Source organism: Alteriqipengyuania sp. (genome assembly GCF_964222115.1).
Lineage (GTDB): Bacteria > Pseudomonadota > Alphaproteobacteria > Sphingomonadales > Sphingomonadaceae > Alteriqipengyuania.
On record NZ_CAXQBM010000030.1, the window covers coordinates 24,770 to 43,600 of the forward strand.

Genomic DNA, 18,831 nt, shown 5'->3' on the forward strand with positions numbered 1-18,831 from the left:
ATGACCATTCCCATCCTCTACGAAGACGGCGAAGCGCTGGTGATCGACAAGCCTGCGGGCCTGCCGATCGATCGTCCACGCAAGGGCGGCCCGTGCCTCGAGGGTCATCTCGACGACCTGAAGCTGGGCTTCCAGCGTCGTCCCCTCCCCGTCCATCGGCTCGATACCGACACGAGTGGCTGCCTGCTGCTGGCGCGCAATCCCAAGGCGCACAAGCGCTTCACCGCCGCGTTCGAGGCGAAGGCGGTGGCCAAGGTCTATCATGGGATCCTTGCGGGCATCCCGGAGGAAACCGAAGGCCGAATCGAACTCGCCCTCGCCAAGATCAGCAGCGCCGAGAAGGGCTGGCGGATGATCCCGGCGAAGAAAGGCAAGCCGTCGATGACCGACTGGCGCGTCGTGGCCGAGCACGACGGTCGCGCACTGGTCGAGTTTCGCCCGGCGACGGGCCGCACGCACCAGATCCGCGTGCATGCGGCCAGCGGGATCGGTATCGCGCTGCTCGGCGATCCGGTTTACGGTTCGCGCTCTGGCGCTCCGCGCACCATGCTGCACGCCAGCGCGATCACGGTCGCGCGCGAGGGCAAGACGGATATTGCCGCTACCAGCCCGCTGCCCGCCGATTTTACTGCGCTCGGCTTCGAACTGGCGGAAATTCCCGCCCCCGGTCATGGCGATGATACCTGACGACCTGATCGAGCGGGCCCACGGCCTTGCGGAGGAACGCTTCGTCGCGGGCTCGGGCCCCGGCGGGCAGAACGCCAACAAGGTTGCCACCGAAGTGCAGTTGCGCGTCAACGCTTACAAGCTGCGCCTCTCGCCCTTCGCGTTCAGGCGCCTTGGGGAGGTTGCGGGCAACCGCCTGACCGATGCAGGCGATATCCTGATCGTGGCGCGCGAACACCGCACGCAGGAAGCGAATCGCGCGCTGGCACGCGAAAAGCTGGAGGATTTGCTGCGCGAGGCGCATCGCAGGCCTAAAGCGCGCGCCAAGACGCGGCTCAACCGGGTGGGCAAGACGCAGCGACTAAAGGCGAAGAAGGCGCGCGGCGCGGTGAAAGCCAATCGCGGCAAGCCCAGCCGCAGCGATTGGTAGGGCGACTCGTTGCTTGACTTTTCCATGCCTCGCGCACATTAGCGCGTGCGATCGGGCGGTGCCGTGTGCGCCGCCTGTTGTTTTTTCACCCGCTGCACATCGAGAACCACCGATGGCCGGGCCCTTGAACTGGCAGGATTGAGTTATGGCGAAGCCCGCAACCGTCAAGATCAAGCTCGTGTCGACCGCGGACACCGGCTTCTATTACGTGACGAAGAAGAACCCTCGGAACATCACCGAGAAGATGACCTTCCGCAAATACGACCCGGTCGTGCGCAAGCACGTCGAGTTCAAGGAAGCCAAGATCAAGTAAGATCGGCTTTTACCTTGCGGCACGGAACCAGCGCCGCTCACGCGCGGTTCACTCCGGGAATAGTACGGAGGCCGTCATGACGACTACTCGAACAATGCTTCGCCGCCCGCTCGCCGGGCTTGCCAGTCTCGCACTGCTTGCCGGTGCGCCGATTGCTGCGACCATCGCGCTGCCTGCCCCTGCCATGGCGGCCACGGCCGGCACGCTGGACGATGCGGTAGCTGCGCTGCGCGGCATCAGCACGATGCGCGCCAGCTTCAACCAGACCGACCGTAATGGTCAATCGGTCAACGGCACGATGACGCTGAAGCGGCCGGGCAAGATTCGCTTCGAATATGCCAAGGGCGTGCCGCTGCTGATCGTTTCCAACGGCAAGTCGCTCACCATGATCGATTACGAGGTGAACCAGGTGCAGCGCTGGCCGATCAGCAATTCGCCGCTGGGCGCGCTGCTCGATCCGAATCGGGATGTGAAAAAGTACGGCAAGCTGCGCAGCACCGGCAATCCGAACGTGCTGTCGGTGGAAGTGCGCGATCCGAACAAGCCGGAATTCGGGGTCATCACATTGATCTTCGTGCGCGATGGCAGTGCCCCAGGCGGCTGGCAGCTGACCAACTGGGTGGCGCTGGACGCGCAGAACAACCGCACCACGGTGCGGCTGGCCAACCATCGCTACGGCGTGTCGGTCAGCGATTCGACGTTCACCTACAAGGACCCGCGTCGCGCATCCCGTCGACCCCGGTAAACCGTTCGTCGAGGGATGACCCGGATTAGCGGTCGGCTGCCCCCCGGCGTTCATTTGGAGGCAAGGCAGGCGTCCCTAGTTTGAATCGGGCAAGGCTTGAAGAACCCGCGGGTTTCCCCCCTGTTGCCCCGCGGTTCCCCTTCAAACCACAGGCCTTGTCGCAAGCGTGACGAACGCTCGTAAGGAACCCCCGTACCACTGCCCCCGGTGCGGGGGTTTTCCTTTGCTCCCAATGCCGCCGTCTTGCAGCGCGAGCGGGCGCAGCCTAAGTCCGCCGGTATGGTCTCTGTCACTACCTGGAACATCAATTCGGTCCGTTTGCGCATGCCGCTGGTGGAGAAATTCCTCAACCAGCAGGCGCCCGACGTGCTGTGCCTGCAAGAGATCAAGTGCGTGGAAGAGCAATTCCCCGCCAAGGCGTTCCGCGAGCTCGGGTACGAGCATATCGCGATCCACGGGCAGAAGGGCTACCACGGCGTCGCGACGGTCAGTCGGCTGCCTTTCAGGGAAATTTCGCGCTACGACTGGCAGGATAACGGCGAGGCGCGCCATGTCGGCGTGCAGCTGACCGATCCGGCTCACCAGGGCATGGTGATCGAAAACGTCTACGTGCCCGCCGGGGGCGACGTGCCCGATCGCGAGGTGAACGCCAAGTTCGGGCAGAAGCTCGATTTCCTCGAACGAATGGCCCGCTGGGCGGATAATGTCGACCAGCCGACGCTGATCGTGGGCGATTTCAATATCGCCCCGCTCGAAAGTGACGTGTGGAGCCACAAGCAGCTGCTGAAGGTCGTCAGCCACACCCCGATCGAGGTGGAGGCGCTGCAACGCTTCATGGACGCGCACGGGTGGACCGATATCGGGCGCGAGCACGTGCCTGCGCCAGAGCGCTATTACAGCTGGTGGAGCTATCGCAATCCCAACTGGCAGACCAACGACAAGGGTCGGCGGCTGGACCATATGTGGGCGAGCCCCGAACTGGCGAAGCAGGCCACCAGACACTCCATCCTGGAAGAAGCGCGCAATTGGGATCGCCCATCCGACCATGTGCCGCTGACGACGGAGTTCACGCTCTGACCGGGGAGGGTTCCGGCGGCACAGGTGCTGGTGGGGCACGTGCGGTCGCTCAGGCGATCGACGCGCTGCGCCACGGCTGGCCGATTCGGGTCGATAACGGCCCCGCCCTGCTGCCTGTCGAAACCGCTTGCGAACCGGCCTTGCACGCCGATGCCATGCTCATCTCGGCAGCGCGCGCGACGACCCTGAAGCTTGCCAACCAGCGCGAAGCAGCCGTGCCCCATGCACCGGTGATGATCGAAGGCGGCGAGCCGTTCGATCTCGATCTGGCGCGGGCGATTGCGGACCCTGCACTCGACCTTGCGAGCCCGATGAAAGGGCCGTTCCGCGCCCTGCCATTGCCCGATGCCGAATGGCACACCACCGCGCTGGAGATTGCGCGGCATGCAGGGATATTGCCGGCCTTCCTGATCGATGCTTCCACGCAGGAGGCCCCGGTCGGCGTCGCAGCCGGGGATCTTGCCGAATTCTCGGCACCAGAAAGCCTGCACATCGCCGCGCGTACCCGGTTGCCCACCTGCGCGGCCGAGGATGCCGAAATCGCCATCTTCCGCTCACCCGCCGATCTGCGCGAGCATGCGGCGCTGATCATCGGGCGCCAGAGCGCGGACACTGCCCCGCTCGTCCGCGTGCATTCGGAGTGCCTGACCGGCGATGTCTTCGGCAGCCTCAAATGCGATTGCGGGCCGCAGCTCGATGCCGCGCTTCACACCTTTGCGCATGAAGCGGAGCAGGGCGGCTATGGCGTGGTCCTCTACCTGAGGCAGGAAGGGCGCGGGATCGGCCTGGTGAACAAGCTGCGCGCCTACCAGTTGCAGGAACAGGGCTTCGACACGGTCGATGCCAACCAGCGCCTTGGCCTGCCCGACGAGGCACGCGATTTTCCCATTGCGGGACACATGCTGTCACTACTGGGGATTCCCCGTATCCGCCTGCTGACGAACAACCCGGCGAAGCTTACCGCGCTCGAAGAACAGAACATCGAGATTATCGAAAGGGTCCCCTTGGACACGGGCACAAACCCCCACAACGTGCGCTATCTCGCCACAAAACGCGATCGGTCGGGCCACCTCCTGCGATGAGGAAGCTGACCATTCGCGACGAACAGCCGGGCGACATTCCTGCTATTCACGCATTGACCCGAGCGGCTTTTGCCAAGGCCACCGTTTCCGACGGCAACGAGCAGGATATCGTGGACGCGCTGCGTGCCGATGGCGACCTGACGCTATCGCTGGTGGCGACCAATATGGACGAGGCGATCATCGGCCATATCGCGTTCTCGCCGGTCTCCATCTCCGACGGGACCAAGGGCTGGTACGCCGCCGGGCCCGTTTCGGTCATGCCGACGCGGCAGCGCACCGGGATCGGCTCGCAGATCGCAACCGAAGGCATCGAACGGATGACCGCAATGGGGGCCAAGGGCATCGTGCTGCTCGGGGACCCGGGATATTACGCCCGCTTCGGCTTTCAGTCGTATCCGGATCTGATCCTGCCCGGCGTACCGCCCAAGTATTTCCAGATGCGCGCGCTGACCACCGATCCCCTCCCCAAGGGCACGGTAGAATACGCGCCTGGCTTCAGTGTCCGGCCGAAAGACTAGCCAACAGTACGTTTTGCGTTAGGCTGCCTTCCTCGAACCTGTGCCTGTCGAGGGGAATGACATGCGGAAAATACTGCTCGCACTTGCGGCGCTTGCATGCCTTGCAAATACCAGTGACGAGATCGAAACCCTTGTAGGCAGCGGCGACTATCGGGCTGCCGTGTCTATTGCGCGCGATGCTGCTGAGGATGGCGATGCCAAAGCGCTCGACTGGCTGGGCTGGTTTCACGAATTCGGCAACGGCGTTGAACGCGATCCGGTACTGGCCGCGCGCTATTACCGGGCAGCTGCCGCTCAGGGCGAAAACCACGCTCGCTGGCGGCTCGGCGTGATGATCGATCAGGGCGAGACACCGGGCGAGCTGGAAGAAGCCGTCGCCCTGTTCCAACAGGCGGCAGACGAGGACTTTCTCGATGCAGTGGTCAGCCTGGGAGTGATGCAAGCGACGGGTCGTGGGGTTCCGCAGGACTACGCTGCCGCATTACAGAACTATATGGCCGCCGCAGCTTTGGGTAGCGATCACGCCGCGCGCGGGGTCGGTGTAATGATATGGAACGGTGAGGGGGTCGAACAGGACCGCACGGAGGCGACCGCATGGTTCCTTCTCTCGACAGCGATGGGCAGTGAGCATGCCCAGACCTCGCTCGAAATGGCGTTTGATGCTTTGGGCGATACCGCCGACGAAAGAGCGATCACGGAGCGCGCCTCCGAAATAGCCGAAACGCTGGGCCTCGATATCGTTCTGGCATACGAGGAAACGCCAGCAGGGAGCTGAACATTCGCGGCGTAGAGCTAACGCCGTTCGAAGGTCTTGAGTCCGTTGCCAAGCCGGTTGTCGGTTATCTGCAGGCTTGCCCCTGTCCAGTCCGCCACGAACGCCGACTGGCGCGAGACCGACGGCACGAAGCGTGCGTCGTTGCCCGCGATGGTCAGCCCGTCGGAACTATGGGTCTGCTCCTCCGCGCCCACGGCGATGAACGCGGAATAGTTTTCCTTGCTTTCGCCCTGCACGAACCAGTTATTGGTGATCTGCCCACGCGCGCCCTGCGGCAGGTCGATCATGTAATTCGTCTCGCGCCCGTGCGAATCGTCGAAGCTCGATGCGGCGATCTCAACCATCGCGGCGCGTGCCTTCAGGTAATGGCCGCCGGTGCCTTCCTCGAACCGGCTGCGGGTCACGCGCAGGTGCCCGATATCGCCGGTATAGATCGAATGGGCACAGCCGCCCGAGTTTTCGCAAGTGCCAAGCCGCGTGAAGGTCGACCGGTCGATCACCAGCCGCATCATCGAATCATGTGCGGTCAGGATGCCCTGCTGGCTGTCGCGGAACCAGGTGTTCGCGATGGTGACGTTGCCCGCTTCCTGGCGAATGCCGGCGCCATTGCCATCTGCCACACCGATGTCGCTGAAGATGATGCCCGAAACGCTCGCTTCGGTTCCACGCAAGACGAGCGCGGCCTTGCCCTCGCACGCAGTGCCCGTGAATTCGGTCTGGCCCGGTTCGGTCGCGAGATAGGCGATCCGGCCCGCCCGCTGCACCGCGCACTGGCGATAGACACCCGGAGCGATCGCGATCCGCCCCTCGCCCGAGCCGATCGCATCGACCGCCGCCTGCAGGGTGGGATAGCCGCGATTTGTTTCCATGACCGTGAAGGGTGCCGATGTGCCCTGCGCCATCAGCGCGGCAATCGGGATCAGCGCCACCGCGCCGACTGCGATGAGCCCGCACAGGATCGTCGAAGGCCGCCCAAGCGTGGGGCGGATGGGCGGGGTCGGGATGAAGCGGTCGCGAGCTTGGGTCATGCGGCGCAGGATTAGTTCGGAATGGTTAACAAGCGGATAAGCATTTGCTCTGCCGCCCAGGTGCGTTCCCCGCAGGAATTTGCAGCCCAATGCCCTTTACCGATGGTGTGCCTTCGGCCTAGCGTGAAGCCTCGCGAGCGGGCAGGAAACGATCCGGTGCGCATCGCGCTGACATTTCGAACATGAAAGGCACAGCCAGATGAAACTTACGCTCCGCATGAGCCTGATTGGTGCAGGTGCGCTTGCGCTTGCCGCCTGTGGTGATTCCAACAATGCAAGCGACGAAGTGGTCGCCGAAGATGTCGAGATCGCGGCCGACGATGCCCTGACCGACATCACCGAAGAACCGATCGAAGATGACGCTGTCGAGGCGCCGGCACCCGCACCCGAACCGGTAGATACCCGAACCCCGGAAGAACGGCAGGAAGAGGTCCGCCGATCGGTCCAAGACGATGCAGCCAACGCTACCGAAGCCGCTGCTGACATCCAGGCCGAAATCGATGCGATGAACGCCGAAAACTGAGGCTAGCAATCATTAGGTGTGTCGGACGAAGCCATGCGCTTCGACCGACACGCTTTGCCTGCCAGAAATAGCCCCGGGACGGGCCAAAGGGACAAGCCAATAATATGAGCATGCCAGGAATGGACGCGGACACCTTCGACCAGTTTATCGAACAGCTATGGCGCTATGTTCACGAGCGGCTGATTCCGGCAGAAAAGGACGTGATCGCGGCCAACGAGATTCCGGCCGAAATCCTCGACGAGATGCGCGAAATGGGCCTGTTCGGCCTGACCATGCCGGAAGAATACGGCGGCGCGGGCATGAACACATCCCAATATGTCGAAACGATCCGCGTGCTCTCCTACGCGCTGCCCGCCTATCGATCGATCACCTCGATCAATCTCGGGATGGTGTGCACTGCGCTGAAGAACAGCGGCACCGAGGAACAGAAGGCCGAATGGCTGCCTCGCCTCGCGGCGGGCGAGATTGCCTGCTTCGGCCTAACCGAGCCGGGCAGCGGCAGCGATAGCGCCGCGATGCAGACGACCGCGGTGAAGGACGGCAATGGCTACGTCCTCAACGGGTCCAAGCGCTACATCACCAATGCGCCCTTCGCGAAGCTGGGCCTGATCATGGCGCGCACCAGCAAAGAGGCATTGCCCAAGAACGCGCACGTTTCCGCCTTCCTCGTCGACATGGAAAAAGCCGGCGTTTCCGTCGGCAAGCCCGACAAGAAGATGGGGCAGGAAGGCAGCCAGATCGCGGACATCTATCTCGACGATGTGCGTGTCGATGGCGATGCGCTGCTGGGCGGAGAGGAAGGCCAGGGCTTCCGCACCGCGATGATGAGCCTCGACAATGGGCGGCTTTCGGTCGCCGCGGCGAGCGCAGGCTATGCGCGCCGCATCCTCGATACTGCGATGAAATACGCGACAGAGCGCAAGGCCTTCGGCGAGGCGATCACGCAGTTCCAGCTGATCCAGGCGATGCTCGCCGATAGCGAGGCGGAAATCTACGCTGCCGAGTGCATGCTCAAGGACGCGACTGCCAAGGTGGATGCGGGCGAGCCCTCGCTGCTGCCCGCCGCCAGCACCAAGCTGTTTGCGTCCGAGATGTGCAACCGGGTGGCCGACCGCTGCGTGCAGATCCACGGCGGCGCGGGCTACCTCGCCGAATACGAGGCGGAGCGCTTCTATCGCGACAGCCGGATTTACACGATCTACGAAGGCACCAGCCAGATCATGCAGCTGGTGATCGCCAAGGCGATGCTGCGCAACTTCGCCGCCGGGGCGCAAGCCTGATGGCCCAGCTGCGCCGAGCCGCCATCGTCTCCCCGTTGCGGACCCCGGTTGGGCGGTTCCTCGGCACGCTGACCCCGCTGGAAGCGGGCCCGCTGGCCGCGAAGATCATCGAGGCGATGGTGGAGCGCACGAAGATCGACCCCGCGCGAGTGGACGATGTGGTCTTCGCGCAAGGCTACGGCAGCGGCGAAGCGCCCGCCATCGGTCGCTGGGCGTGGCTCGCTGCGGGCATGCCCATCGAGGTCCCCGGCTTCCAGCTGGACCGGCGCTGCGGCTCCGGCCTGCAGGCGGTGATCGAGGCGGCTATGATGGTCCAGACCGGCGCGGCGGACTGCGTGCTGGCGGGCGGCGTCGAATCGATGTCCAAGGTCGAGCACTACACCACCAAGGCCCGGCACGGCGCGAAGATGGGCGACATGGCGCTGTGGGATCGCCTCTCGCGCGGACGGTTGATGAGCCAGCCGATAGAGCGCTTCGGCGTGATCTCGGGCATGATCGAGACGGCGGAGAAGCTCGCAAAGGATTACGCCATCAGCCGCGAGGCGGCTGACGCCTATGCGGTCTCCTCACACCAGAAGGCGGCCGCCGCGTGGGAGGCGGGCAAGTTTGACGCACAGCTCGTATCGGTTGAGGTGCCGCAGCGCCGCAAGGACCCGATCCGTTTCGCGCGTGACGAAGGTTTTCGCCCCGATGCCTCGATGGAGAGCCTGGGCGCGCTGCGCTCGATAGAGAAGGACGGGATCGTTACCGCAGGCAATGCCAGCCAACAGAACGACGCTGCTGCCGCCTGCCTTGTGGTGGCGGAGGATAAGCTCGAAGAGCTGGGGCTCGAACCGATGCTGTGGTTCGACAGCTGGGCCGCCGCCGGGTGCGACCCGTCGCGGATGGGCATCGGCCCCGTCCCGGCAGTCGAAAAGCTGTTCGCTCGCACCGACAAGGGTTGGGACGATATCGATCTGGTCGAACTCAACGAAGCCTTTGCTCCGCAGGTCCTCGCCGTCCTGAAGGGCTGGGGCTGGAGTGACGATGATTCGCGCCGCGACATGCTCAACGTCAATGGCTCGGGCATCTCGCTCGGTCATCCCATCGGGGCGACCGGCGTGCGTATCCTTGCCGACATGGCGCTCGAACTCCATCGCCGCGAGGGGCGCTATGCGCTGGAGACGATGTGCATCGGCGGCGGGCAGGGGCTCGCCGCATTGTTCGAGCGCGCAACTTGAACGATTGGCCAAAATACTGGGATGCTTGGATCGGGCGGGAGGCGCGCGCAGCCGACCGTCTCGACGAAGCGCTGGCCGCGCGCTGGCTCGCCACACTCGATCTGCCCGCCCCCGACGGCGCCGAGATGCCGCAGGGCATCCACTTTGCACTGTGCACGCCCGAGGCACCGACCGCAATGCTTGGCGAAGACGGGCACCCTGCCCGCAGCGACGATCCGGCGGGAATCTACCCGCCGATCGACTTGCCTCGCCGGATGTGGGTAGGGAGCGAGATCGCCTTCCTGAAACCGCTAGCCATTGCAGACCGGGTGGAAAAGCTCACCCGCGTGGCATCCTTCGAGGGAAAGGAGGGGCGCAATGGTCGCCTTGCCTTCCTAAGGCTCGACCATGAATTCGCAGTCGATGGCGAGCCCGCGATCCGGGAAGCGCAAACGCTGGTCTACCGTGAGGCTGCTGCGAGCAATGCTCCCCTCTCCCCGCCTGCCGCACGGACGCCGGCCTTCGATCCACGCGAATGGGATAGGGTGCGCACGATCACGCCGGGCGAGGCCCTGCTGTTCCGCTTTTCGGCGCTGACCTTCAACACCCACCGCATCCATTACGACGCTCCCTACGCGCGGGAAATGGAGCGCTATCGCGGCCTCGTGGTCCACGGCCCGCTGATCGCGACCCTGCTCTTGCAGGAGCTGGCCAACATCGCGGGCCCCAACACCCTGTCGCATTTCGCTTTCTCGGCCCGCTCTCCGGCGATTGCGGGCGATGTGATGCATCTTGCCGTTCGCGCGACGGATGACGGGTTCGAATGTGCCGCCCTCAACGCAGCAGGCACTCCTCTCACCCAGGCCAACGCGCGGGCAAAGGCGCAAAGGTAAACGAAGCGAAATTGCATAGCCCAGCCCGGGTTGATACATTGGCCCCATGGCAACAATCATGCAAAATCCGACGATGGACGTCGACTATGCGTCCATCCCGACCATGTCGGAAGACGTATATACCGCTCCGCTGCAGCGGCCTGCCCATGTGGGTGAAGACTGGCTGGAAAAGCAGAGCACCTATGATTCAGAAGACGATGCGATCTGGAACGATCTCTACGCCCGGCAGATGGAGCTGCTGCCGGGGCGGGCCTGTACGGCATTCATGCGCGGGCTGGACAAGCTGAACCTCGATCGCGGGGGCGTGCCCGACTTTGGCGAGATTTCCGAGGAACTGAAGCAGCAGACCGGCTGGAGCGTCGTGGCAGTGCCCGCGCTCGTCCCCGATCATGTATTTTTCTATCACCTTGCCAATCGCCGGTTCCCCGCCGGTAATTTCATCCGGACACGCGAGACTTTCGACTACATCCAGGAGCCTGACGTCTTCCACGACGTGTTCGGACACGTGCCGATGCTGACCGATCCGGTCTTCGCCGATTATATGGAAGCTTACGGCAAGGCCGGGTGGCGGGCGATGCAGTATAATCGGCTCAAGGCGCTGGGCGCCCTCTACTGGTACACGGTCGAATTCGGGCTGATACTCGAAGAAGGGGACCTGCGGGCCTATGGCGCCGGAATCCTTTCCGGTCCCACCGAGGTTAGGTTTTCGGTCGAGGCGAAAAGCCCCAATCGCATCATGCTCGATGTCGATCGGGTCATGCGCACCGATTATGTGATCTCGGATTTGCAGAACACATATTTCGTGATCGAGAGCTTCGAAGACCTGTTCCACAAGACCGAGGGGCGCGATTTCGCGAAGCTTTACGAGCGGCTGCCCATGCACTTCACCTACGCGACGACCGCCGTGATCGACACGGACGACGTGATCCAGCTGGGTACGCAGGAATACGCCTTGCGCGGTGGCCGGGGCAGCAGCGCTCGGCCTGTCTGACGGCGATCACCCCGGGCCGGGATGGGTCCGGCAAGCTTTGACGCAAAAGAAAACCGGCCCCGAATCGCTTCGGGGCCGGTTCGAACTCATCCGAAGATGAAGAGAGATTACATCTCTTCGGTTTCTTCGGCGGTTTCTTCAGCAACTTCTTCGGTCGCTGCTTCGTCGGTCGCAGCTTCGTCGGTTGCTTCTTCGGTCATGGTGTCGTCGCCCATGGCTTCTTCAGTCATGGTGTCTTCGGCCATGGTGTCTTCAGCCGTGGTTTCTTCGGTGGTGTCGGCTTCGGCGCAAGCGGCAACGCCGAGGCCCAGAGCGACGGTCGAAGCGATCAGAGCGGCTTTGAAAGTGGTCTTCATGATTCTTCCCCTAGGTTGGTTGGGAGTCCCGCATAGCCATGTTTTTGCCACACGGATACCCCGAATTTGCCTCAATCGCCCGAGGCTCTCCCAATGGGATCAATCAGCGCCGCATCAGTGGTTCCATAAAGGAAATCAGCGCCAGAACCGTACAAGCGCTCGCTAGGGATACCACGAGTGCGCGTGCACCAAGCGATTCGATCAGTGACGCGTCGCTCACCAGCAGCCCGGAAAATACGGTCGCGGCAGCCCCGAGAATCACCCTCAACCAAGCAGCACGACTGCTCTCCGCGCCGGTCACCAGGGCGACCAGCCAGCCAAGCACGGCACCGCTACAAAGAAGGATCAGTAAACCCATGAGTCCTGCGACAAACCTGGAGAAACTTGCTATTCGTTAGTTTGGTGAACAGGCCGTAGAACATTTGGTTCCCGATCTGCCCCCTTCGCAAGCGAGATCAGAAGCCGAAGAGCCAGATCAGGGTCACCGCACCGACCAGGATCCGATACCAGGCAAACGGGGCAAACCCGCGCTTGCTGACATAGGCAACGAAAGCGCGCACCACAGCCAGCGCGACGAGGAAGCTGGCGATGAAGCCGAGTGCGATTTCCGTCCACCCGATCGCAGCGGTCCCGGCGAGAAGATCGGGTTCCTGGAAGATCTTGACCACCGATGCACCGAGCATGGTCGGTACAGCGAGGAAGAAAGAGAATTCCGCCGCCGTCTTGCGGCCCACGCCCATCGCCAGTGCGCCCATGATGGTCGCGCCAGAACGGCTGGTACCCGGGATCATGGCGAGGCACTGGACGCACCCGATCCCAATCGCGGCCCTCCATGACAGCGCTTCGACCCCCTGCTCCTCCCGCGTGGGGATGGTCCGTTCGAGCACCAGGATCGCAATGCCGCCCACGATGAGCGCGGTTGCGACAACGGCAGGGCTTTCCAGCATGGCGTCGATCACGTCCAGGATCAGCAGGCCGATCACCGCTGCCGGCAGGAAGGCCAGAAGGATGTTTCGCACGAACATTATCGAGGCACGCTCGCCCCGCAGGAGCCCCATCCCCATATTCCAGAAGGTCTTGAAGTAGGTCACCACCACCGCAAGGATCGCTCCCAGCTGGATGATGATGTTGAACTGGCGCCATTGCGCAGGGTCGTAGCCAAACCAGGCCTGAGCCAAGATCAGATGGCCGGTGGATGAAACCGGCAGGAACTCGGTCAGCCCTTCGAGAATGCCGAGCAGAATGGCTGTTACAATGGTGTCCATGGGCGTCAGGCTCAAAGCGAAGGGGCCGCGCAAGTCAAGCTTGCACGGCCCCTTGTGGCCCGATGGGGCGCGATTTGTGCGTTACCAGATGCGGATCCGCTCTTCCGGCGGCAGGTAAAGCTCGTCTTCGGGCGTCACGTTGAACGCCTCGTACCAAGCGTCGATGTTCCGCACGACACCGTTGACGCGGTATTCCTCGGGGCTGTGCGGATCGGTCCGCAGGCGCTGGCGATAATTCGCCTCGCGCTGGGCCGAACGCCACACCTGCGCCCAGGCGAGGAAGAAGCGCTGGTCGCCGGTCAGCCCGTCGATCACCTTGTCTTCCTTGCCATCGAGGTGAATCTTGTAGGCACGGTATGCCAGGCTGAGCCCGCCAAGATCGCCGATGTTTTCGCCAAGGGTGAAGCGGCCATTGACGCACGTCGCTCCGTCATCGAGCGGGCAGAACCCGTCGTACTGGGCCACAAGCTTATCCGTACGCTCTTCGAATGCTGCACGGTCCGCATCGGTCCACCAGTTGCGCAGCATGCCGGTTCCGTCGGACTTGGAACCCTGATCGTCGAAGCCGTGGCCGATTTCGTGACCGATCACGCCGCCGATCGCGCCGTAGTTCACGGCCGGGTCTGCATCGATGCCGAAGAACGGCTGCTGCAGGATACCCGCCGGGAAGACGATCTCGTTCTTCGTCGGGTTGTAATAGGCATTCACGGTCTGCGGCAGCATGCCCCATTCGGTGCGGTCGATCGGCCCGCCGAGCTTCGAAAGGCTGTCTTCCCAGCCCCACTTGGCCGCTGCCATGCGATTGGCGAGCGGATCGCTCGCAGAGATGGCCAGCCCCTCGTAGGTTTCCAGGTTGTCGCGATAGCCGATCTTGGGGTCGAAACTGTCCAGCTTGGCGAGCGCTTCTTCCTTCGTCGCATCGCTCATCCACTCGATTTCATCGATGCTCTGGGCCACGGCAATCCGCAGGTTGGCCACCAGATCGACCATCGCGGCTTTGTTCTCTGCCGGGAAGTACCGCTGGACATATGATGCGCCGACCAGTTCGCCGAGCAGCCCTTCGGTCTCGCCAATCGCACGCTTCCACCGCGCGCGCTGCTCGGGAGTACCTTGCAGGGTCTGCCCGTAGAATGCGAAGTCGGCCTCATCGAAACGCGTGGGCAGGACAGACGCGTTGTTCTCGAGGAACTCCTTGACCGTCCATGCCTGCAGCACGTCCATCGGGGTTTCGAGCAGCAAGGTCATCATTGCGGGAGTGCCGCCGCCGATCTTGGCCAGAACCTCGTCCGTCAGGCCGAGTTCCGCCGCCCGCTCGGCACTCGGAGGCAGGTCGCCCACGATGAAGCGATCCGTATCGCCAGAGCCGCTGGCGGTCAGGAGTGCGGTGGTCGGGAAGCCTTCGACCAGGCCGCCGAGCTCATCGGGCGAGAGGGCGTTGTAGGTCAGGTCGCGGTTGCGGCGGGTTGCCCGATCCCATGAGACCTTGCGCGCAATCGAATCCTCGAAATCGTAGATGCTCTGCGCCATTCCTGCCGCATCGTCATACCCGGCTTCGCCGAGCAGGAAGGCGAGATACTCGCGATACTTGGTCTGGATCTCCTGCCCGCGCTCGCTTTCATCGAGGTAGTAGTCGCGATCCGGCAGGCCGAGCCCGCCCGAACCGACATAGACCGAATAGCGGGTCGGCTCCTTGGCATCGACGCTGACCCCGCCACCCATCGGCGCGGGGTATCCCGGGGTGCCCCACAGCGTGACGAGTTCGGCAAGGGTTTCGGAGCCCTGGATCGTGTCCAGATATGGCTGCACTGGAGCAAGGTCCGCCGCGTCGATCGCTTCGGTGTCGAGGTAGGACCGGTAGGCATCGACGATGCGCTTTTCATCCGCGGTCAGCGCGCTCGCCGGCTTCGACACCAGCTCATCGACCAGGGCCTTTACGTCGCTGGTCGATTTCTCGCGCAGCAGGTTGAACGCACCGAACCGGCTGAATTCGGCCGGAAGCGGATTGGCATCGAGCCATTCCTGGTTGACGTAGGCAAAGAAGTCGTCGCCCGGATCGATCGTGTCGGAAAGCAGCGACGGTTCGACGCCCCACTCGCCGAAGCTCATGGTGGGCATATCGGCTTCGCCCTCGGCCGCAGCGCCATCCTGCAGCAGATATTCGATCTCGCCGTGATCGTGGCTTTCGTGTGCGGCGGCCGGTACGGCGATCGCTAGCGCGGCGCTGCTGGCGGTGGTGGTAAGGATTGTGCGGATCATGGTGCCCTCTCAAAAATTCGATGCGAATCTCGCCATCCGTAATGAACGGCGCATTGCGCGAGAAATTGCCATAGACCCAAGTGCGTGCACAGCGTCGACGCTCGTCGTTCCGGATATGACGCTGGTCGATTGATCGCGCGAGCTGGCTATGCCGTTCCGGTGCGTGGAGCCTCGAACTGGAGCTGCGCGAGACGGGCGTAGAGGCCACCACTGGCGAGCAGCTGTGCGTGGGTCCCCTGCTGAACGATGCGCCCCTCGTCCATCACCACGATCCGGTCTGCCTCGCGCACCGTGGCCAGCCGGTGCGCGATCACCAGCGTAGTGCGACCGCGCATGACGGTGGCGAGCGCATCCTGCCCCAGCCGCTCGCTCTCGGCGTCGAGCGCGCTGGTCGCCTCGTCGAGCAGCAGGATCGGGGCATCGCGCAAGATCGCCCGGGCGATGGCGGTGCGCTGCTGCTGCCCGCCGGACAGGCGCGTGCCATCCTCGCCAAGATTCGTGTCGAGGCCTTGCGGCAGCGCTTCGAGGAAACCTGCCGCATTGGCGAGCCGCGCAGCCTCCCAGATCTCCTCGTCGCTCGCTTCCCACCGGCCATAGCGCAGATTGTCGCGTGCATTGCCGGAGAACAGCGTGCCTGCCTGCGGCACGAAGGCCATACGTTCGCGGATTTCCGCCGGATCGGCGCTAGGCAGCGCGATTCCGTCGAGGCGGATGGTCCCTTCCTGCGGGTCGTAAAAGCGCTGGGCGAGCGCGAACAGCGTCGACTTGCCTGCACCCGAAGGGCCAACCAGGGCGACCGTTTCACCCGGTTCGATCTCCAGCGAAATATCCTCGACCACGCTCTCGCCGGGGCGGGAGGGGTAGGCGAACGAGACATTGCGAAACGAGAGGCTTCCGCGTGCCGGTACCGGCAGCGGCTGGGGTTTTGGCGGGGGAGCGATGTCGGGCTCGGCATGCAGCAGCTCGGCCAGCCGGTCGGCCGCACCCGCGCCGCGCAGCAGGTCGCCATAGACCTCGGTCAGCGCACCGAAAGCACCCGCAACGAGCCCGCCCGTCAGCACGAAGGCGGCAATCGTCCCGCCAGAGATCAGACCGTCGGATACGGCCAAGGCGCCGCGCCACATCACCAGCGTGATCCCGCCGAAGATCAACACGATCACGACCGAGGTCATGATGGCGCGCAGCAGGATGCGCCGCTTGGCACTCTCGAACGTCCGCTCGACTACGCCGGCGAACCGCTCACCCTCGCGCCGCTCCTGCCCGAAGCTCTGGACGATCTGCATCGCGCCGAGCACCTCGGTCACGGTCGAGCCGACATCGGCCACCCGATCCTGGTTGGTGCGCGAAATCGCACGGATCTTGCGCCCGAAATAGACGATCGGGAGGACGATCAGCACGATCCCCAGCAACAGGCCCATAGTCAGCGTCGGCGCAAGCACCAGCAGCAGCAGGATGCCGCCGATCCCGGTCAGGCTGTTGCGAAGCGCAATCGAGACCGTGGAGCCCACGACCGTTTCGATGATTGCGGTGTCCGATGTCATCCGGCTGGAGATTTCCTTCGGGCTGTTCTCCTCGAAGAAGCTGGGCGACTGCCGCAGCAGGTTCCGCTGCACCTTGAGCCTGATATTCGCGACCACGCGTTCGCCCAGCCAGCTGACGAAATAGAAGCGCATGGCAGTGCCCAGCGCGAGCACGGCGACAATGCCGAGCAGGACGCGGAACCAGAAGGTCAGCTGCGAACCGTCGCCGCCCATGCCCTGGTCGACCACGAAGCGCAGGCCAGCCGGAATGGCGAGCGTCGCGGTGGCGGTGATGACCAGTGCGGTAAAGGCCAGCGCCACATGGCCGGGATAATTGCGCAATTCATCGAATACCATGCGCAGCGGCTTGAGCGAACGCGGCTCGCCCTTGCGGCGGCGCGCGAACAGCTTGCGCTTCTTGTCGGTCTGGGCGCCCGTCTCGTCCATGAGCGCTCACCTAGTGTCGGTGCGGCGCAAAATCCACAGGTGAGGCGCCTTACCGGCACTTTTACCCAGTTTGTGCATTGCACAATGACAATCCTCGGGGCACAGTCCCCGTCCACATTGATCCCGCCTCAAAAAACAACACAACAGCGGGCCACAGGGGACGAGAATGCTTTACCACGCCTATGAACTGCAGCGCAGCTGGCTTTCGAGCGCCAGCACCTGGGCCTCGATCGGGGCCGAAATGCTGTCCAACCCGGCTTTGCCCTTCGGCTATATGGGCATGGGGCCAATCGCCTCGAGCGCGCTCGACGTCTTTGCCCACGCCACCGCGACCTATGGCAAGCCTGCCTGGGGCATCGAGACGGTCGAAGCTGAAGGCAAGCGTCATACGGTTGTCGAGGCGACTGTGGTCAACAAGCCCTTCGGAGACCTCAAGCGCTTCCGCCGCGCCGACCTGCCCGAGGATGCTCCGCGCCTGCTGGTCGTGGCGCCGATGAGCGGGCACTATGCCACGCTGCTGCGCGGCACGGTCGAGCGGATGCTCGAAAACTACACCGTCTATGTCACCGACTGGGCCGATGCGCGCAACGTGCCGCTGCATGAAGGCCATTTCGATCTCGACGACTATATGGACTACGTGATCGAGTTCCTCGAACACATCGGGGAAGGCGCGCATGTGATGGCCGTCTGCCAGCCGTCGGTCCCAGTCTTCGCTGCAACCGCGATCATGAACCGCGACCAGCACCCCTGCGCACCGAAGACGCTGACCATGATGGGCGGCCCCATCGACACGCGTTGCTCGCCCACCAGCGTCAACGACCTCGCGATGGAACGTCCGATCGAGTGGTTCCGCCAGAACGTGATCGCCACCGTGCCGATGCAGTATCGCGGAGCGGGGCGGCAGGTCTATCCCGGCTTCATGCAGCTTGCTGGCTTCATGAGCATGAACCTCGGCAATCACATGATGAGCCATTACGAGATGTTCAAACACCTCACCGTGGGCGACGAAGCCAGCGCGCAGGCGACCAAGGATTTCTACGACGAATATCGCAGCGTCTGCGACATGACCGCCGAATTCTACCTGCAGACGGTGCAGGAGGTTTTCCAGGACCATTCGATCCCCAATGGCACCTTCATGCATCGCGGCAAGCGCGTGGACCTTGGCGATATTTCCGGGACCGCTTTGCTGGCCATCGAAGGCGAGCGCGACGATATCTCAGGCCTTGGCCAGACGCGCGCCGCGCTGGAGCTGACGCCGAACCTCAAGCCGTCGAAAAAGCGCTATTACATTGCCGAAGGTGCCGGTCATTACGGTATCTTCAACGGCAGCAAATGGCGCGAGAAGATCGCCCCCGTGGTCGAGGAATTCATCGCCGCGCACGGGTGAGGGCGACAAGCCTCGCACCCGACCGCCGAACTTGTGCTATGCTGCGCCCAGCGAGTGCCAGTGTCGCGGCTGCACGAGGG

The 18,831-nt window shown here is 63.6% G+C and carries 20 protein-coding genes; 14 read left to right on the plus strand and 6 right to left on the minus strand.

Annotated elements, in window-relative coordinates; genetic code table 11:
* The 8 genes from ACEQXE_RS05485 to ACEQXE_RS05520 all read left to right on the plus strand — a co-directional run bounded on the left by ACEQXE_RS05485 (position 1) and on the right by ACEQXE_RS05520 (position 5,606).
* On the plus strand, positions 1–687 hold the full coding sequence (locus ACEQXE_RS05485; protein WP_370177945.1) for an RluA family pseudouridine synthase: 687 nt from the start codon (positions 1–3) through the stop codon (positions 685–687).
* Complete coding sequence (gene arfB, locus ACEQXE_RS05490; protein ID WP_370177961.1) at positions 677–1,096, plus strand: alternative ribosome rescue aminoacyl-tRNA hydrolase ArfB; 420 nt, start codon at positions 677–679, stop codon at positions 1,094–1,096. Before ACEQXE_RS05485 ends, arfB begins: the two co-directional genes overlap by 11 nt.
* A gap of 145 nt (positions 1,097–1,241) precedes the next feature.
* Entirely contained in the window at positions 1,242–1,409 is a 168-nt protein-coding gene (rpmG, locus tag ACEQXE_RS05495; RefSeq protein WP_010233410.1) for a 50S ribosomal protein L33, read from the plus strand.
* 76 nt (positions 1,410–1,485) lie between these two features.
* A complete protein-coding gene (locus ACEQXE_RS05500) occupies positions 1,486–2,154 on the plus strand; it encodes an outer membrane lipoprotein carrier protein LolA (protein WP_370177946.1) in 669 nt (222 codons plus the stop codon).
* Between the two features lie 279 nt (positions 2,155–2,433).
* Positions 2,434–3,231 (plus strand): exodeoxyribonuclease III, encoded by a 798-nt coding sequence (gene xth, locus ACEQXE_RS05505; protein ID WP_370177947.1) that lies wholly within the window; start codon positions 2,434–2,436, stop codon positions 3,229–3,231.
* A gap of 140 nt (positions 3,232–3,371) precedes the next feature.
* Positions 3,372–4,313: a GTP cyclohydrolase II gene (ribA, locus tag ACEQXE_RS05510; protein WP_372520169.1), complete on the plus strand. Its 942-nt coding sequence runs from the start codon at positions 3,372–3,374 to the stop codon at positions 4,311–4,313.
* Positions 4,310–4,831: a GNAT family N-acetyltransferase gene (locus ACEQXE_RS05515; RefSeq protein WP_370177948.1), complete on the plus strand. Its 522-nt coding sequence runs from the start codon at positions 4,310–4,312 to the stop codon at positions 4,829–4,831. Before ribA ends, ACEQXE_RS05515 begins: the two co-directional genes overlap by 4 nt.
* 61 nt (positions 4,832–4,892) lie before the next feature.
* A complete protein-coding gene (locus tag ACEQXE_RS05520) occupies positions 4,893–5,606 on the plus strand; it encodes a tetratricopeptide repeat protein (protein ID WP_370177949.1) in 714 nt (237 codons plus the stop codon).
* Between the two features lie 17 nt (positions 5,607–5,623).
* On the opposite strand, the gene ACEQXE_RS05525 is transcribed toward ACEQXE_RS05520, so the two are convergent.
* Positions 5,624–6,634 (minus strand): right-handed parallel beta-helix repeat-containing protein, encoded by a 1,011-nt coding sequence (locus tag ACEQXE_RS05525; protein WP_370177950.1) that lies wholly within the window; start codon positions 6,632–6,634, stop codon positions 5,624–5,626.
* A 199-nt stretch (positions 6,635–6,833) separates the two neighbouring features.
* Here ACEQXE_RS05525 and ACEQXE_RS05530 point away from each other — a divergent pair, with 199 nt between their 5' ends.
* The 5 genes from ACEQXE_RS05530 (at position 6,834) to phhA (ending at position 11,520) form a co-directional block, all read left to right on the plus strand.
* Positions 6,834–7,157 carry a hypothetical protein gene (locus ACEQXE_RS05530; protein WP_370177951.1) on the plus strand — a complete coding sequence of 108 codons (324 nt, stop codon included), beginning with the start codon at positions 6,834–6,836 and terminating at the stop codon, positions 7,155–7,157.
* A 104-nt stretch (positions 7,158–7,261) separates the two neighbouring features.
* Positions 7,262–8,437, plus strand: coding sequence for an acyl-CoA dehydrogenase family protein (locus ACEQXE_RS05535; RefSeq protein ID WP_370177952.1), 1,176 nt, complete (start codon positions 7,262–7,264; stop codon positions 8,435–8,437).
* On the plus strand, positions 8,437–9,657 hold the full coding sequence (locus ACEQXE_RS05540) for an acetyl-CoA C-acetyltransferase (protein WP_370177953.1): 1,221 nt from the start codon (positions 8,437–8,439) through the stop codon (positions 9,655–9,657). Before ACEQXE_RS05535 ends, ACEQXE_RS05540 begins: the two co-directional genes overlap by 1 nt.
* A complete protein-coding gene (locus ACEQXE_RS05545; protein ID WP_370177954.1) occupies positions 9,654–10,529 on the plus strand; it encodes a hypothetical protein in 876 nt (291 codons plus the stop codon). The genes ACEQXE_RS05540 and ACEQXE_RS05545 overlap by 4 nt, the downstream gene beginning before the upstream one ends.
* 103 nt (positions 10,530–10,632) lie before the next feature.
* On the plus strand, positions 10,633–11,520 hold the full coding sequence (phhA, locus tag ACEQXE_RS05550; RefSeq protein WP_370177963.1) for a phenylalanine 4-monooxygenase: 888 nt from the start codon (positions 10,633–10,635) through the stop codon (positions 11,518–11,520).
* Between the two features lie 107 nt (positions 11,521–11,627).
* Here the strand turns inward: phhA and ACEQXE_RS05555 are convergent, their stop codons facing one another.
* The 5 genes from ACEQXE_RS05555 to ACEQXE_RS05575 form a co-directional block, all read right to left on the minus strand.
* Complete coding sequence (locus ACEQXE_RS05555) at positions 11,628–11,876, minus strand: hypothetical protein (protein WP_370177955.1); 249 nt, start codon at positions 11,874–11,876, stop codon at positions 11,628–11,630.
* Positions 11,877–11,979: 103 nt separating this feature from the next.
* On the minus strand, positions 11,980–12,234 hold the full coding sequence (locus ACEQXE_RS05560; RefSeq protein ID WP_370177956.1) for a hypothetical protein: 255 nt from the start codon (positions 12,232–12,234) through the stop codon (positions 11,980–11,982).
* A 97-nt stretch (positions 12,235–12,331) separates the two neighbouring features.
* Entirely contained in the window at positions 12,332–13,141 is an 810-nt protein-coding gene (locus ACEQXE_RS05565; protein WP_370177957.1) for an undecaprenyl-diphosphate phosphatase, read from the minus strand.
* An 81-nt stretch (positions 13,142–13,222) separates the two neighbouring features.
* Positions 13,223–15,397, minus strand: a complete 2,175-nt coding sequence (locus ACEQXE_RS05570; RefSeq protein WP_370177958.1) for a M13 family metallopeptidase — start codon at positions 15,395–15,397, stop codon at positions 13,223–13,225.
* Positions 15,398–15,543: 146 nt separating this feature from the next.
* Positions 15,544–17,364 (minus strand): ABC transporter transmembrane domain-containing protein, encoded by a 1,821-nt coding sequence (locus ACEQXE_RS05575; protein ID WP_370177959.1) that lies wholly within the window; start codon positions 17,362–17,364, stop codon positions 15,544–15,546.
* A 166-nt stretch (positions 17,365–17,530) separates the two neighbouring features.
* Here ACEQXE_RS05575 and ACEQXE_RS05580 point away from each other — a divergent pair, with 166 nt between their 5' ends.
* Positions 17,531–18,751 (plus strand): polyhydroxyalkanoate depolymerase, encoded by a 1,221-nt coding sequence (locus ACEQXE_RS05580; RefSeq protein WP_370177960.1) that lies wholly within the window; start codon positions 17,531–17,533, stop codon positions 18,749–18,751.
* The last annotated feature ends 80 nt before the right edge of the window (positions 18,752–18,831 follow it).